The organism is Desulfospira joergensenii DSM 10085, assembly GCF_000420085.1.
Taxonomy (GTDB): Bacteria; Desulfobacterota; Desulfobacteria; order Desulfobacterales; family Desulfobacteraceae; genus Desulfospira; species Desulfospira joergensenii.
In genome coordinates, this window is sequence record NZ_ATUG01000001.1 from 214,335 (window position 1) to 229,712 (window position 15,378).

The 15,378-nt window shown below is 49.9% G+C and carries 15 protein-coding genes; 4 read left to right on the forward strand and 11 right to left on the reverse strand.

What is annotated here, in order from left to right; translation table 11 throughout:
- Positions 1-29 precede the first annotated feature (29 nt).
- Both F608_RS0101015 and purB read right to left on the reverse strand, forming a co-directional pair.
- Positions 30-1,598 carry a response regulator gene (locus F608_RS0101015; protein WP_022663752.1) on the reverse strand — a complete coding sequence of 523 codons (1,569 nt, stop codon included), beginning with the start codon at positions 1,596-1,598 and terminating at the stop codon, positions 30-32.
- A gap of 12 nt (positions 1,599-1,610) precedes the next feature.
- Entirely contained in the window at positions 1,611-2,978 is a 1,368-nt protein-coding gene (purB, locus tag F608_RS0101020) for an adenylosuccinate lyase (protein ID WP_022663753.1), read from the reverse strand.
- A 337-nt stretch (positions 2,979-3,315) separates the two neighbouring features.
- Between purB and F608_RS0101025 the strand changes: the two genes are divergently transcribed.
- Genes F608_RS0101025 through F608_RS0101035 form a run of 3 tightly spaced genes read left to right on the forward strand, consistent with a single transcriptional unit; the run spans position 3,316 to position 5,376 of the window.
- A complete protein-coding gene (locus F608_RS0101025; RefSeq protein ID WP_022663754.1) occupies positions 3,316-3,597 on the forward strand; it encodes an integration host factor subunit alpha in 282 nt (93 codons plus the stop codon).
- A 55-nt stretch (positions 3,598-3,652) separates the two neighbouring features.
- Positions 3,653-4,864 carry a M48 family metallopeptidase gene (locus tag F608_RS0101030; RefSeq protein ID WP_341833806.1) on the forward strand — a complete coding sequence of 404 codons (1,212 nt, stop codon included), beginning with the start codon at positions 3,653-3,655 and terminating at the stop codon, positions 4,862-4,864.
- Positions 4,861-5,376: a metallophosphoesterase family protein gene (locus F608_RS0101035; RefSeq protein ID WP_022663756.1), complete on the forward strand. Its 516-nt coding sequence runs from the start codon at positions 4,861-4,863 to the stop codon at positions 5,374-5,376. The genes F608_RS0101030 and F608_RS0101035 overlap by 4 nt, the downstream gene beginning before the upstream one ends.
- A 37-nt stretch (positions 5,377-5,413) precedes the next feature.
- Here the strand turns inward: F608_RS0101035 and F608_RS0101040 are convergent, their stop codons facing one another.
- Positions 5,414-6,115, reverse strand: a complete 702-nt coding sequence (locus tag F608_RS0101040) for a J domain-containing protein (protein ID WP_022663757.1) — start codon at positions 6,113-6,115, stop codon at positions 5,414-5,416.
- Between the two features lie 140 nt (positions 6,116-6,255).
- Between F608_RS0101040 and F608_RS0101045 the strand changes: the two genes are divergently transcribed.
- On the forward strand, positions 6,256-8,013 hold the full coding sequence (locus tag F608_RS0101045) for an ARMT1-like domain-containing protein (protein ID WP_022663758.1): 1,758 nt from the start codon (positions 6,256-6,258) through the stop codon (positions 8,011-8,013).
- Between the two features lie 40 nt (positions 8,014-8,053).
- Here F608_RS0101045 and F608_RS30310 read toward each other — a convergent pair whose 3' ends face one another.
- The 8 genes from F608_RS30310 to F608_RS0101085 all read right to left on the reverse strand — a co-directional run bounded on the left by F608_RS30310 (position 8,054) and on the right by F608_RS0101085 (position 15,366).
- Positions 8,054-8,806, reverse strand: a complete 753-nt coding sequence (locus F608_RS30310; protein WP_022663759.1) for a 4'-phosphopantetheinyl transferase family protein — start codon at positions 8,804-8,806, stop codon at positions 8,054-8,056.
- Between the two features lie 140 nt (positions 8,807-8,946).
- Positions 8,947-9,144, reverse strand: coding sequence for a hypothetical protein (locus tag F608_RS36045; RefSeq protein ID WP_153307428.1), 198 nt, complete (start codon positions 9,142-9,144; stop codon positions 8,947-8,949).
- 314 nt (positions 9,145-9,458) lie between these two features.
- A complete protein-coding gene (locus tag F608_RS0101060; RefSeq protein ID WP_022663761.1) occupies positions 9,459-10,466 on the reverse strand; it encodes a GDP-L-fucose synthase family protein in 1,008 nt (335 codons plus the stop codon).
- Positions 10,459-11,544 (reverse strand): GDP-mannose 4,6-dehydratase, encoded by a 1,086-nt coding sequence (gmd, locus tag F608_RS0101065; protein WP_022663762.1) that lies wholly within the window; start codon positions 11,542-11,544, stop codon positions 10,459-10,461. Before gmd ends, F608_RS0101060 begins: the two co-directional genes overlap by 8 nt.
- Positions 11,545-11,599: 55 nt before the next feature.
- Positions 11,600-12,943 (reverse strand): UDP-glucose dehydrogenase family protein, encoded by a 1,344-nt coding sequence (locus F608_RS0101070; protein WP_022663763.1) that lies wholly within the window; start codon positions 12,941-12,943, stop codon positions 11,600-11,602.
- Between the two features lie 43 nt (positions 12,944-12,986).
- Positions 12,987-14,684, reverse strand: a complete 1,698-nt coding sequence (locus F608_RS0101075) for a bifunctional sulfate adenylyltransferase/adenylylsulfate kinase (protein WP_027362341.1) — start codon at positions 14,682-14,684, stop codon at positions 12,987-12,989.
- A 59-nt stretch (positions 14,685-14,743) separates the two neighbouring features.
- The gene (locus tag F608_RS0101080; protein WP_022663765.1) at positions 14,744-15,151 is read right to left on the reverse strand and encodes a PIN domain-containing protein; all 408 of its coding nucleotides are present in this window, start codon (positions 15,149-15,151) and stop codon (positions 14,744-14,746) included.
- Complete coding sequence (locus F608_RS0101085; protein WP_022663766.1) at positions 15,151-15,366, reverse strand: antitoxin; 216 nt, start codon at positions 15,364-15,366, stop codon at positions 15,151-15,153. The genes F608_RS0101080 and F608_RS0101085 overlap by 1 nt, the downstream gene beginning before the upstream one ends.
- Positions 15,367-15,378: the final 12 nt, after the last annotated feature.

A 15,378-nucleotide genomic window follows, 5' to 3' on the forward strand; every position in this document is an offset into this window, starting at 1 on the left:
CACTGGTTCAAAAAGTTTCCATAACAGGATCATTCCGGAAATTTTTTATTGATTTTCATGAACTCATCCACATTATCAATAAACAACCCGGCCAGGTCCGGATCAAAATGGCTGCCTGAGGAGTTCTGGATCAGATCCACAATCTTTTCAAGCGGCCAGGCCTCCTTATAACACCTTTTATGGCTCAGGGCGTCAAACACGTCTGCAATGGCAACGATCCGGCCGAATATATGGATATCCTCCCGGGCCAGTCCCCTGGGATACCCTTTTCCGTTCCATTGCTCATGGTGCTGGAGGGCGATGATTGAGGCGGCTTTCATGATGGGCCGGTCAGACTTGCACAAGATATCGTAGCCAGTCTGGGTGTGCTGCTTCATCACCTCAAACTCTTCTTGAGTCAGTTTGCCGGGCTTGTTCAATATGGCTTCCGGGACACCTATCTTTCCCACATCGTGCATGGGAGAGGCCAGTCTGAGCCGGTCTGCATCCTCCTTTCCCAACCCCGATCTCCTGGCCAGAAAATAACAGAATTCAGCCACCCGGGTGACATGATTGGCTGTTTCTTTGGACCGGGTTTCAACCACCTCTCCCAGGGTCAGGATCACCTCTTTCTGTGTTTTGATGATATCCTGGGCCAGACAGATATTGTCAAAACCAATGGCAATATTGTTGACATAGATTCTTAAGAGGTATTTTTCCGTAAAGGAAAGGGGTCTTTCCGTATCGATATAAAGCAGGCAGGCAAACCCCTCCTTGGATGTAAACACCCCGGCATAGGCGCCGGACAGAAAAAATTCGCCGCCGGACTCCAGCAGATCTTTGCATCGGGCCCAGATATCTTTGGGCAGGATCCTGCCCGGTTCTGCCCTCTCTTTGCCCGAGTATATCCCGGTTCCGGCCCTGAGAAGAAGATTTTCCCCCCTCATGCCGGTAAAACAGGCGCTGTCAATTTTTTGGTCCCGGTTCAGTTTAAGGATATCGAGAAGCCGGCCAAGGGCCTGGCGGCCGAAACTGGCCACGGATTGATGTTGAAAAATCCCGGATGAGGAGTTGATGATGGATTCGAGTCCCTCCCTGTTCCTCTGGATGCTTTTCAGGCTCTTGTACGCCCGGAGGCAGGCCGTCACCGACGTAAACAGCTTCTGGGCCGTAAATTCCGGTTTGGTCCGGTATTCATTGATGTCATACTCAAAGATCACCCTTTGTTCCGGGGCCTTGCCCGGCTGTCCGGTTCTGAGCACGATGCGGACAATGGAGTTGTCCATTTCCTTGCGGACATAGTCCACCAGCTTCAGCCCCGTATCATCCTCTTCCATGACCACATCCATGAAAATCAGGGCAATGTCTTGTTCCCGGTTTAAAATGTCTCTGGCCTCTTCGCCGGAATAGGCACTCAGGATCTGAATCTTTTTATCCTCGAACCGGTAGTCCTTCAGGAGAATCCTTGTGATGCGATGGACTTCATCTTCGTCGTCCACCACAAGGATCTTCCACTGGTATTCCAAGGGCGCGCCCCTGTCTTTTACGGGAAGCCGGGAATCGGTTTCACCGGCGAAAACGATCTGTTCATCGAATGTATTTGTTTTAATATGGGCCATACCCTCACCTGGTTAATTTCGCCGGGCAAAATATAGATCCACCAGTTTTTCCGAAAGGCCGACATAGGTATCCGGGGTCAGCCTTTCCATTCTGGTTTTAAAATCCTGGGGGACTTTTTCAAGGCCATTCACAAATGTCTGGAGTTCCTTTTTACCCACTTTCTGCCCCCGGGTCAACTCCTTGAGCCGTTCATAGGGGTTTTCTTCCCCAAAGACCCTCATGGCCGTCTGAAAGGGTTCTGCCAGAAGCTCGGGATTTACCTCAAGGTCCCTTGAGGTCGCAGCGGTGTCAAGATCGACTTTTCCCAGTCCCTTGAGGCAGTTTTTCACGCCAATGGAAAAATAGGCAAAGGCCGAACCCAGACTTCTGAGTACCGTGGAATCGCTCAGATCTCTCTGGAACCTTGATTTCTGAAGTTTTACCGCCAGATGTTCCATCATGGAAATGGCGATGCCCATGTTCCCTTCGCTGTTTTCAAAATCTATGGGATTGACCTTGTGGGGCATGGTGGAAGATCCGGTCTCTCCTTTTTGCACCCTCTGTCTGAAGTAGCCCAGGCTGATATATCCCCACATGTCCCGGTTAAAATCGATGATGACGGCCGCGGAACGGATCAGACAATGGAGGATATGGGAAAGGGAGGGATTGGGATTGATCTGGGTGGTGAACAGGATGGGTTCAAGACCCAGGGAATGGGTAATGAACTTTTCCGATGCCGCGATCCAGTCAATTTCCGGAAATACAAAATGGTGGGCATTGTAATTCCCGGTTGCTCCGTTGATTTTGGCCTGGATGGCTTTTCCTTCCAATGTCCGGGTCTCCTCGAGAATCCGCCAGGCAAAGTTTACGAACTCCTTTCCCGTTGTGGTGGGCGTGGCCGGCTGTCCATGAGTCCTTGACATCATGGGCACGGATTTATGGGCCAGGGCCTTTTGTTCCAGCATTTCAACGAGTTCCCGCAAAAGGGAGGCCACCTCGTTCCTGCCCTTGTCCAGCATGAGGGCATAGGAGGTGTTGTTGATGTCTTCGGAGGTGCAGGCAAAATGAACCCACTCCCGGATCTCTGAAAGACCGGCATCATCAAGCTTCTCCTTGATAAAGTACTCAACCGCCTTTACATCGTGGTTGGTCTTTTTCTCTATATCCTTTACCTTTTGGGCATCCTCCAGGCTGAAATCCGTAACGATCCTGTCAATCCGGCTTATTTCAAGATTCTGACCCGGCGCAAGATTCAGATCTCCAAGAATAAACTTAAGCCATTGAATTTCAACCTCAACCCTGTGACGGATCAATCCGTACTCGCTGAAGATCTGTCCAAGTTCCCGGGTCAGACGGGCGTATCGCCCGTCCAAAGGACTTATTGCCTCTAAGTTTGTCATAACCACTCCGTATTAAAACTTTAAGATATTAAAATCATTTGACTTTTAATAATATATTCCTTAGAATCCATCCATATAAAATTCAGAACACAAAATAGCAAACCATAGGCAAATAAACAATCCCAAAGCGAATCCGCATCGGATTTGAATCTATTATTACAGGCAATAATAGAATGTTCCAGAGGGGCTGTTTTCTTTTAAAGAAGTTTTTATTTGAATTTTAACCCTTACCGGCACGGTCTTACTTGACAAGCCCATGGTTTTTAAAGTATTTTAGCTCTCAATTTTGTTTTGACCAGACTGGTAAATGACTGATTAGATTGCAGGAGTAAAATTTATGGCTGTAACAAAAACCTTAATTGCAGAAAAAATCCAGGATGAACTGGATCTGTCCAGAACCACCACCTATGAAATCATGGAAGAGTTTCTTGAAATTATCAAGGAAACCATTGAAAGTGGTGAAGACATCATGATCAGCGGTTTTGGAAAGTTTTGCGTGAATGAGAAACAAGCCAGAAAAGGCAGGAACCCTGCAACCGATGAAGAAATGACTTTGCCGGCCAGACGAGTCGTTACCTTCAAATGCTCCGGAAAACTGAGAGAACTCATCAACTCTTAACACCGTTCCCATTTTAAACATGTTTTTTTCTGAAAACCTGATCACGGCAATCATATTGATTGCCCTGACAGGTGGTTATCTGCTCCATGCCGTTGCCGATCTTCTCAATCTTGTAAACCTGGGCCGTAAAATGCCGGAAGAATTTTCCGGCATCTATGATCCGGCCAAGTATGAAGAGTCCCAGGAATACCTGAAAACCAACACCTGGTTCGGACTTGTGACCGCCACCGTTGACCTATCCCTTATTCTCATCTTCTGGTTCTGCGGGGGATTCAGGATCCTGGACGCTTTTGCCCGAAATCTGGGACAGGGTTCAATTATCACGGGGTTGGTGTTCACGGGTGTTCTTCTCCTTTTAAAATTTCTGGTTTCCCTCCCCTTCAGCCTTTATTCCACCTTTGTAATTGAAGAAAAATTCGGATTCAATCAAACCACCCTGAAGCTGTTTATCCTTGACCTTATCCGGTCCATGGCCTTGACTGCCATTCTCGGAGGCCCCCTCCTGGCCCTGATCATCTGGTTTTTCGAGTCCTGGGGTCCCCTGGCCTGGATTTACTGCTGGATGGCAAGCGGATTGTTCATCCTTATGGTCCAGTATATTGTTCCCACATGGATCATGCCCCTGTTCAATAAGTTCACCCCGCTGGAACAGGGATCCCTGAAAGAAGCCATTTTCAAATATGCCGATTCCATTTCCTTCTCCCTTTCCAATGTTTTTGTCATGGACGGTTCCAAAAGAAGCACCAAATCCAATGCCTTTTTCACGGGATTCGGGAAAAACAAGAGGATCGTACTCTTTGACACCCTGATCAGCCGCCACACAGACCCGGAACTGGTGTCCATCCTGGCCCATGAAATGGGCCATTTCAAAAAAAAGCACATCCTCAAAAGACTGATCCTGGGCATCTGCCAGATGGGAGCCATCTTTTTCCTTATATCCATATTCATCTCCCACCCGGGCCTGTTCAGGGCATTTTTCGTTGAACAACCTTCGGTCTATGCCGGACTGGTCTTTTTTACCATGCTCTTTACCCCCATTGATATGGTGATATCCCTTATTCTGCAGATCTCTTCCAGAAAGGATGAGTACGAGGCAGACCGGTTTGCCGCCCAGACCCTGGACAGCGGTGCTCCCCTGATTGAGGCCCTGAAAAAGCTGTCTGTCCATAATCTTTCCAATCTAACCCCCCACCCTTTTTACGTTTTTTTGAACTATTCCCATCCACCGGTTCTGGAACGGATCAAGGCCTTGAGAAAGATCGGATGAACAGACTCTTTATCACTGCAGACGTCCATGGCAACTTTTCCACCTGGCTGACCGTCCGGGCTCTTCTTGAACCGGGGGACGGCCTGGTCATTGCCGGGGACCTTTTTGACACGCGCTACGGCAGCTTTTCCCACCCCGATTTCAGGCCGGACTCCATCAGGCAGGATATTCTCTCCATGGAATCCCCTTTTTATTATGTCTACGGGAATTGTGATGTCCCGGCATTTTTACCGGGGTATGATCATTGCCTTGAACTCAACCGCCTTGGTAAAAAAATTTTCCTCCACCACGGCCACGCCCGCCCTGCCCTTCCCCGGGACAGTGAAATCGTTATCCAGGGGCATACCCACTTTCCCCATCTGGAAAAAAAGAACAAGAAGATCTTCGTGAACCCCGGCTCCATCACAAGCCCCAGGAACCAGACAGCCACCTACGGGATCATGGACCGGGAAGAAATCCGGATTCTAGAACTGAAAACGGGAAAGGTGCTTTTTTCCCTCAATTTTGAATAGCCGACCCTAAAGAGCCACACCCTTTTTCCATGTTTTTTCAGCCCCTGCGGGTAACCTGCGGGACTCCCTTGACCGGCTGAATCTTTTCCACGCTCCCGGGATCCCCTGTATCATAGGTCCGGGTTCTTGACTCAACACAATTCTTCAGAGCCATATGCTTCATGAAATTGGCATAGGCAGGGTTGGACAGCCCCGGGTCCGGCGGGCCGGCCCCCCGGGGAGAAAACCTTTTTTTACCCAGGGTCTTCAATCTCCTCCCTGCCCTGGGTCCGGAGAGGCTCTGTCTTTCATGCCGGGAACCTCTACAAGCCCGGCTGAAGACCTGATCAAACTCAGGTCCGGGCATTCCAGGTCCTTTGTTTATGCCGGAACCCCTCTTCCTGTTCCAGGTCCGGATCTGGGTCTGCTGTTTTTTTCCCCTATTTCTCAGAAACCCTTTTTCAAAGGTCTTGAAGACAGCGGAAAAAAACGAGGCCCTGCAAGGATCGGCTGGCCTTGCTTCCGGCTCATCCTTATCCTTGCTGGGCAAACTCTTTTCAGATAAAAGCCTGGGCAGTAAAAAATGAAAGGCCAGGTTGATCTGCTTCATCAAGGCTTCTTCCTGGTCCGCCCGGCTAGGGTTTCCTGCAAAATTATCCGGATGATGAATCTTGGCCAGGCGCCGAAAAGCCTTTTTTGCCTCTTCCGGGGTGGCGTTTTCACCCAGCCCCAGTATTTGGAATGCCCGTTTTTTATCCATATTCCTTTATTAGGCCAAACCCCATGGATAGTCAACTCTCCCGATTCAGAACCGATCTCCGACTTTGATTGAAAAACCATATTTAAAATGGTAGATTTCCCGAAAATCAACCCGCAGTCCAATGAAAAGGGAAATCCATAATGGACCTGAAAATGACAAAAAACAATTCAAAGCCGGCCCAAACTCCGGCCGATCCTGACCGGGATGCCTGGTTTACCGCTTTTTTCCTTGAAAACCATATTGATCCCTTTGCCTATCCCAATAAAGTGGGAACCCCGGAGCAGACCGAATTCATGGTTTATCCCGAAAACAACCAAGCATATTATCCCTGTTCCGACAAGACCTTTGAAACCATCATGTCCCGGAAAAAAAACAAATTTTTAAAGGATCTTTACAAAAAAGCCTATGACAAGGTCATGGGACTGGTGGATGAATTCATCGAGCAGGAGTATGACCGGCTGTTTTTAAAATCCCTGATCAATATAAAATATGAACATGAGATCCAAAGCGGGCTGATCATTCCCTCAAGGCTTGAAAAGCGGCTCTATAAGATCTTTTTAAGCCGGACCCACATAGAAGATCCCTATTCCCGGGAAAAACAGCACAAGAACAAACAGGCAGCCAGGCTGCTGGAGTCTGAAACCTTTAAAAAGGCCCTGAACCGGATAGACGGTTCCTTTTCCGACATGAACAAATACTCCCTGGAAGATTTGAGAAAAAAGATAAAAGAGATTGAATTCAGGAGGCTTTTAAGTCTTTACTCGGCCGCAGATCTGTGGGAAAACAAAAAACTCCAAATTCCCTCTTTGGAAACCTTTAAGGATATTTTCTGCACAGATATAAAGGGGAACGGGCTGGAAGCGCTCCTGGAATTGATCCATGCCAGGAAAAATAAGATTCTCTGGCTCACGGATGAGGCCGGGTCCGTACTGGTGGATATCCGCATTGCCAAATTCCTGGCCGAGCTGGGTCACACCGTGATTTTAGCGGTCAAGGAAGGATCCTTTTTTAAAAAAGTTTCCCTCACCGACACCCGGACAGACCCGGTTCTGGTCAAGGAACTTGAATCCGCCCACTTTATCTATGAAAAGGCAATCAGCAAAAACAAACTGGTCCAGCGCCTCAAACAGGATGCCAACATCTACGTGGTATCCGACGGGACAAGTGAGAACCTGAATCTTCTTCTGGCCTCCACCACCTTTGCCCGGATATTCAAGGAGGCGGATGTGATCATCTCCCGGGGGAGTGACCAGGAGTACAGGTTGATTTTAACCCGGTTTCAATTTACCCGGGATATCATCAACATCAGCTCCCGGGACAATACTCTGTCCGTTACCCATAAGCCCCGTCATCCCGATTTCATCAATTTTTCCCACCAGGAACTGGAAGAAAAGGCCAATGCCATCATCGACCAGATGAAAGCGGCCAAGGCCAAAAACATGACCGTGATGTTCTACAGCGGCATCATCGGTTCCATCCCGGGCAAGATAGACGTGGCCAAAAAGATCATGACCCTGTTTATCGACTATCTCCATCAGCAGTCTGCAGACCTTTTCATCATCAATCCTTCATTGTACTATGAACCGGGCATGGATGCGGATGACCTGATGTATATGTGGGAAATTGTCCAAAGAAGCAGATTCATCGACATCTGGCGGTTCCAGACAGCCGACGATATCGCCCAGAGCTTTATCCTCATGAAACAAAAGATCCCGCCGGAGTGGATCGGAAAGGATTCAACTTACTCCACCGGATGTACCAAGGAGATGAAAATCGCCTGGGAAGTTCAGAGGGCAAACCCTGAAATGCAGCTTATCGGGCCTCCCCTGGACCGCTTTATGAGGCGGGACGAATACGGGGTGGGCTCAATGTATGACCAGAGGCTGGCAGGGGAATAGAATTAAAAAAAAATCAGGAAGGAAAACGGGGTGAACCGTCTCAAGGGTGAAACAGGGAGCGTTCAAACTCAATGGATTCAAAGGGAAGGCAGCGGTGGATCTTAAGCTGGCTGTCTGTGCCTGCAGGAGAGTTCAGGGCAGCAGCCGCCTGATGGGAAAAAGGAAGACCAAAACTGAAAAAGATCCAGTCTTCAGGGGTGTCGTCCATGGTTTCGCTGAACCGGATGGACGCCCCCCCCGGGTCCAGGTGAAAGGATAATTGATCCAGGGGGATGGACAGGCCCCTGCCCCGGGCTTTGATATAGGATTCCTTCAGGGTCCAGATCTCGAGGAACCGGTCTGCGGCCCCCCTTTTTTCGCCGGGCCCCGTCTTGATTCGCCTGATTTCCGATTTCGTAAAAAACCGGTCCGCGATTTTCAGGTCGACCTTCCGGCGAAGATCTTCCACGTCAATTCCCAGATTTTGCTCAAGTGCCACGGCAAAGGCAACCATGTTTCCTGAATGGGAAATGCTGAACTTCAGCCCTGTTTCTCCGGGTTTGAGTTCCGGTTTTCCGTGACGGTTCTTGATGAACTCCAATTTCCGGGCCGGTATGCCTGAAAATTCCGAAAGAACAAACCGGGTTAGGGCCCTTGTGGAGATGAACTCCTTTCTTTTTTTCTCAAGCCCAAATTCCCGGGATCTGGCGGCCTCGTCCGGATGGATCAATCCCGTCCATCTGGTAATCTTCCCCTCCCCTGCCTGGTCCGTCAGGGTATAAAAGAAATGGATTTCATGGGGCCGGATTTTCATAACTCTTTGTTTTTTTTCAAATGGAAGATCAGACTTCGTCTTTGATATTTTTGTTCAAAGCGAATTTTTTAAACCCCTTATCGGCGAAACCAACCCGGGATTTTGGAATCAATTGTGTGAAATGCCAAATCCAGATAAGATTAGCCAAAAAGCACTTTAACGATAGCAAACAGCAAGACTTGCTCAGCGCTCATTCCATTAGCGCCTTTTTTACGACTTGTATCTCGACCCTTTTGCAGATCTTGCGGAACCAGATCATAAGTGTTGGATTTTTCATCAATGATCTCGCTGATGATTTTCAACTCTTGGCTTTGTGCATGATCTGTAACGGGATTCATCAGAGGTATTTATTTTTGTCTTTTTTGGTGCATTGTTTGGCTGGCCTTTTATAAAATATGTCGTAATATTAATCAGTTGTCGACTTTTGAATTCCTACAGCAAGATGGAAAAACTCACCATCCAATGCGCTTCCTCTATAATTTCGAATAGTTAAACTTATGGACGGACACTAGTCTAAGAACTGAGGTTTTATAAAAATCAAGATCTACAAAAATTTAGAAAGCTAACCTTTAATATATTGGCTATTCAACGTCAAAGGCTTAGCTCTCAGGCATTCAAAGCCACCTTGGCCAAAATAGCCTCGTAAATGAATCTATATTCCAAGGTTCTGCTTATACCACTCATAGGTCTTGGCAATACCCTTTTCCAGAGGGATTTTGGCCTTCCAGCCCAGATCCGCCAGCCTGGAAACATCCAGGAGTTTCAGCATGGTTCCGTCCGGCTTGGTGGTATCAAACACAAGTTCTCCCTTAAATCCGACCTGATCTTTGACGATCAGAGCAAGCTCCCTGATGGTGCAGTCTGCTCCGGTCCCCACATTGACAAAGCAGGGAGAGGGGTAGGAAGTCAGATGGATGCCTATATCGGAATCGTCCATTAACATGACATAGACACTGGCATCGGCCATATCATCCACATGGAGAAATTCCCTGCGCGGTGATCCGGTTCCCCAGACCGTGACCTGTTTTTCCCCGGTCTCCTTGGCCTCGTGGAATTTTCGGATCAGGGCCGGAAGAACGTGGGAATTTTCAAGATCAAAATTATCATTGGTTCCGTAAAGATTGGTGGGCATCACTGCGAAAAACCGGGTTCCATACTGGCGGTTATAGGACTCGCACATTTTGATACCGGCAATCTTGGCAATGGCATAGGGTTCATTGGTGGGTTCCAGCAGGCCTGTGAGCAAATGCTCCTCCTTCATGGGCTGGGAGGCAAGTTTTGGATAGATGCAGGACGATCCAAGGAATAGCAGCCGTTTAACTCCGGCCTCATAGGCGGAATGGATGATGTTGTTCTGCATGGCCAGATTGTCATAGATAAACTGGGCCGGATAGGTGTTGTTGGCATGAATCCCCCCTACCCTTGCCGCTGCCAGGAAGACATGGTCGGGTTTTTCAATCCGGAAGAACTCCCGGACGGCTTCCTGGCGCCGTAAATCCATCTGGATCAGCTTCACGGGCAGGGATTTGAGCTCATCCAGGGCCCTGGAGTGATAGCTGCCGATCAGGTGGGTGTATCCTTTGTTCGCCAGATTCCGTATCAGGGCGCTTCCCACCATGCCCGAGGCCCCGGCAATAAAGATCTTGTCTGACTTATTCATTCTGATTGTATACCTGGAATCCTGCCCGCCGGCAGAGCTCGTCCCGTTTGGCCCCTTCAAGGTCTGACCGGGTCATCTCCCGGACCAGTTCCTCAAAACCGATTTTCGGTTCCCAGCCAAGGTTCTTCTTGGCCTTGGACGGGTCTCCGAGAAGAGTTTCCACCTCAGTGGGACGGAAGTACCTGGGGTCCACGGCAACGATGGTTTTGCCGTTGGCCGCGTTGATGCCTTTTTCATCGATCCCCTTTCCTTTCCACTCCACGGCCATGCCCAGTTCCCGGGCGCAGCCATCCACAAACTCCCGGACTGAATGCTGCTCGCCTGTGGCGATGACATAATCCTCGGGAGAATCCTGCTGGAGCATGAGCCACTGCATTTCCACGTAATCCCGGGCATGACCCCAGTCCCTTAAGGCGTTGAGGTTCCCGAGATATAGACAGTCCTGCATTCCCAGGTGGATCCGGCACAGGGCCCGGGTGATCTTCCGGGTCACAAAGGTCTCCCCCCGGATGGGGGATTCATGATTGAAAAGGATGCCGTTGCAGGCATAAATATCATAGGCTTCCCTGTAGTTGACCGTGATCCAGTAAGCGTAGAGCTTGGCACAGGCATAGGGAGACCGGGGATAAAAAGGGGTTTTTTCGGTCTGGGGAACCTCCTGGACCTGGCCGTAAAGCTCCGAGGTGGAAGCCTGGTAAAACCGGGTTGTCTTTTCCAGGCCCAGAAGCCGGATTCCCTCCAGCAGCCTCATGGTGCCAAGGGCATCCACATCCGCCGTATATTCCGGGGACTCAAACGAGACCTGGACATGACTCTGGGCGGCCAGGTTATAAACCTCGTCCGGACGGACCTCCTGGAGGATGCGGATGAGATTGCTGGCATCGGTCAGGTCCCCGTAATGAAGAACCATGTTCAGTTTTTTTTCGTGGGGATCCTGGTAAAGGTGATCGATCCTGTCCGTGTTGAACAGGGATGCCCGTCTTTTTATCCCGTGGACCTCGTATCCCTTTGCAAGTAAAAACTCTGCAAGGTATGCTCCGTCCTGACCTGTTATTCCCGTAATCAATGCTTTTTTCATGATGCACTTCCCCGGCGTTTGCCGGATTAAATCTATTTGTCGGGTCTTGAGTATATTAAGGGGTATCTTCCCTGCCGATCCCATGGTATTCAAACCCGGCTTCTAGGACCTCTTCTGGATCGTACTGGTTTCTTCCGTCAAAGATGATTGCCTGCCCCATGATCCCGGCCATCTTCTTAAAATCCGGCTGCCGGAATGTTTTCCATTCCGTGACCAGAATCAGGCCGTCGGCATTCTCAAGGGCGTCGTACTGGTTGTTGACCATGATGATTTTCGAGTCCGAAAACCAGTCTGCCGGCATCTCTTTTTTTGCCTGTTCCATGGCCACGGGATCATAGGCTGTAATCCTTGCCCCGGACTTGATCAGTTCCTGGATCAGGACAAGGGAGGAGGCCTCCCGCATGTCGTCTGTTCCCGGTTTAAAGGAAAGCCCCCAGACACAGAACTGCTTTGAGGACAGGTCGTTTCCGAACCGGGTTTTTACCTTTTGGGCCAGAACTTTTTTCTGCCTTTCATTCCGGGTTTCCACGGCGGCCAGGAGATCCGGTTCAAACTCGATTTCCCGGCTGGTCCGGATCAGGGCCTTGACATCCTTGGGAAAACATGAGCCTCCGTAACCGCAGCCCGGGTAAATAAAGGAGTACCCGATCCTGGAGTCGGAGCCGATCCCCTTTCTGACATTTTCCACATCCACGCCCAGTTTCTCGCAGATATTGGAGATTTCGTTCATAAAGGAAATCTTGGTGGCCAGCATGGAGTTGGCCGCATATTTGGTCATCTCCGCATCCCTCACATTCATGAGCAACACCTTTTCCCGGTTCCTTGAAAACGGGGCATAGAGGCGTTTCATGATTTTAGCGGCACGCTCTGAATTGGCACCCACCACAATCCTGTCCGGTTTGAGAAAATCATTTACCGCAGCCCCTTCCTTTAGGAATTCAGGATTGGAAACCACGTCAAAGTCGAGATCCATATCTCTTTTATCCAGCTCGGCCCGGACAGCCCGGCCGACCTTGTCGGCGGTTCCCACGGGAACGGTGGACTTATCCACGATCACGGAATATTCGGTGATGTTTTGACCGATCTCTCTGGCCACCTGGAGAACGTATTGAAGATCGGCAGACCCGTCTTCTCCCGGAGGGGTTCCCACGGCGATGAAAAAGATATTTGAATCTCTGGATGCCTCTTCCAGGCTGGTGGTAAAGGAAAGGGTTCCCTCTTTGTAGTTGGACACGACCAGGTTTTCCAGTCCGGGCTCATAAATGGGAAGGATACCACTCTTCAGTCCCTTTATCTTTCCTTCGTCCACATCCACACAGGTCACCCGACTGCCCATTTCCGCAAAACAGGCACCTGTAACCAGGCCCACATAACCGGTTCCGATAATCGTTATGTTCATTCAAACTTCTCCTTCCGTGAATATTTGTCTTTTAAGACTGATTCTAAATATAATGGTTCTGACTGATAAATAGCAGGACTTCCTGGGCTGCCTCGTCCGGGGTAAGATCCGTGGTGTTGATCCTCAACTCGGGATCGGCCGGAGCCTCATAGGGATCATCCACCCCGGTGAATCCCTTGAGCAGTCCTGCCCGGGCCTTGGCGTACATGCCTTTCCGGTCCCTTTTTTCACACTCGGTGATGGGGGTGGATACATGAACCTCAAAAAAACCGCCGTAATCTTCAATGGATTCCCGGATACTGCGCCGGGTCTTTTCATAGGGGGCGATGGGGGCGCAGATGGCGATTCCCCGGTTCTTGGTTATTTCGGCAGCCACAAACCCGATGCGTTTCACATTGATATCCCGGTGCTCCTTGGAAAAATTGAGTTCGCTGGATAAATTGCGCCGGACAATGTCCCCGTCCAGGAGAGTCACGGGACGTGTGCCCATCTCCAAAAACCTGGCGTAGAGAACCTTTGCAATTGTGGATTTTCCGGCCCCGGACAGGCCGGTCAGAAAAACCGTAAATCCCTGGTGGGCGGGGGACGGGTAGGATCTTTCAAGCTCCTGTATCACCTCGGGAAAGGTGGCCCAGTCCGGTATCCGCCTGCCCGTCCGGATCCGCCTCTGGATATCGTCCCCGGTAAAGGATATGGTCTCTGTGTTTTCAGGTACTTTCTCCGCCACCTGGTACTCATCTTCAAAGGGAAGATAGACCATCTCCTCAAAGGTCACGGTTTCAACACCCAGTTCCTCCGTGGCTTTTTGGCTGAGCTGTTTAAAATCATGCTGTTTATAGAAGCGGTCCCCATTGCTGTCCTTTCCCGGGGAGGAGTGGTCCTGATCGATGATAAAATGGGTACAGCCGTAATTCTTTCCAATGATCATGTCCAGGATGGCATCCCTGGGTCCTGCCATGCGCATGGCCAGGGGGATCAGATTCATCACAAGGGTATCCGGAGGATAATGGGCCGCCACTTTTTCATAACACCGCATCCGGGTAAAATGGTCAAAGTCCCCGGGCTTGGTCACTCCGGCCACGGGCAGCAGAAGAAGATTGGCCCGGGTTTCCCTCATGGCCTGGATGGTCATCTCGTACTGGAGCCGGTGCAGGGGCTGGCGGGTCTGAAAGCCCACGATCCTCTTCCATCCCAGCTTTGAAAAGATCTTCCTCACTTCCCCAGGAGTGTTCCGGATCCGCCTGAAGTCCGAGTGGATGGGCAGGTTAAGGGCCTGGATTTCCCCGCCTATATAGGTTCTGCCTGATTTATTGTACAGATAATCGACTCCGGGATGGGTTTTATCCCGGGTACCGTACACGGCCATGGCCTCTTTTTCCGCATCCATGGACCATATGTCATCCACATTCATCACCCCCAGGATAAAGCCCTCCTGATCCCGGAGCGCTACGGACTGGCCGATCTCAAGGGTGAAGGCCAGGGTTTCCCCGATATCCAGGCAGATGGGAACAGGCCAGAGTTCCCCGGATTCCAGACGCATGCGATCCAGCACGGACTCATAGTCGATCTGTTTCAAAAATCCCTTGAGGGGAGAGAAGACTCCTGTGGCAAGAAGCTCGAAATCACATATCTGTCTGTCGTTCAGGGTCACATCGGGCATGGTGGAGATCAGCTGTTTGAGAAGCTGATGCTGTTTATCGTCAACGAGCAGATCCACCAGAAGATCTTTGTTTTTCTCCATGTTTTTTTCCGTACCGTTCATGCAATAAGATGCAATAAGATAAAAGTTAGCCTTCTCTTTTATACCGGATCAACCCAATTTTCAAGATAAAGTCCTTGAATCCCTTTGAATTTTTCGATTTTATCGGTTACCAGGGTCATCTTTCTTGACCGGGCGGTCCCGGCGATCAAGAGATCCGGATGGCTGATGGAAATCCCTTTTGTCTCCAGATGGGCCATGATCCTTGCCGCTTCATTGGCTGCAGACCCGTCAAGGAAAATCAGATTAAAGGACCCCAGGAATTTGTCAAGGGCCTTTTCAGCCCGCCCGGGGGATCTGCTTTTTTCAATCCCGCAGCGAAGTTCAAAAAAGGATATCACGGAAATGGCCATATCCCTGGGAGGATGGTGCAAAAGGTTTACGACCGCTTCCAGTGATCTTTTTCCTATGAGCCTGATACAGGTGCTTGTATCCAGAAGATATCGCATTATTCCCTGTTTGGCTCCTTGATTTCCTGTTCTAAAAAATCCTCGGGAAACTCATCCAGGGATTCCACCAGCAGATCCCAGGTCTGTTCAATGGGCTCCAGAATCACCTGGTTCCCGTTCCTGAAAACTCTCACTTCCTTGCCCGGCATCCGGAATGCTTTGGGAAGCCTTACGGCCAGGGAATTGCCGTTCCTGAATAATTTTGCGGTTTCCATATTCACCTCACG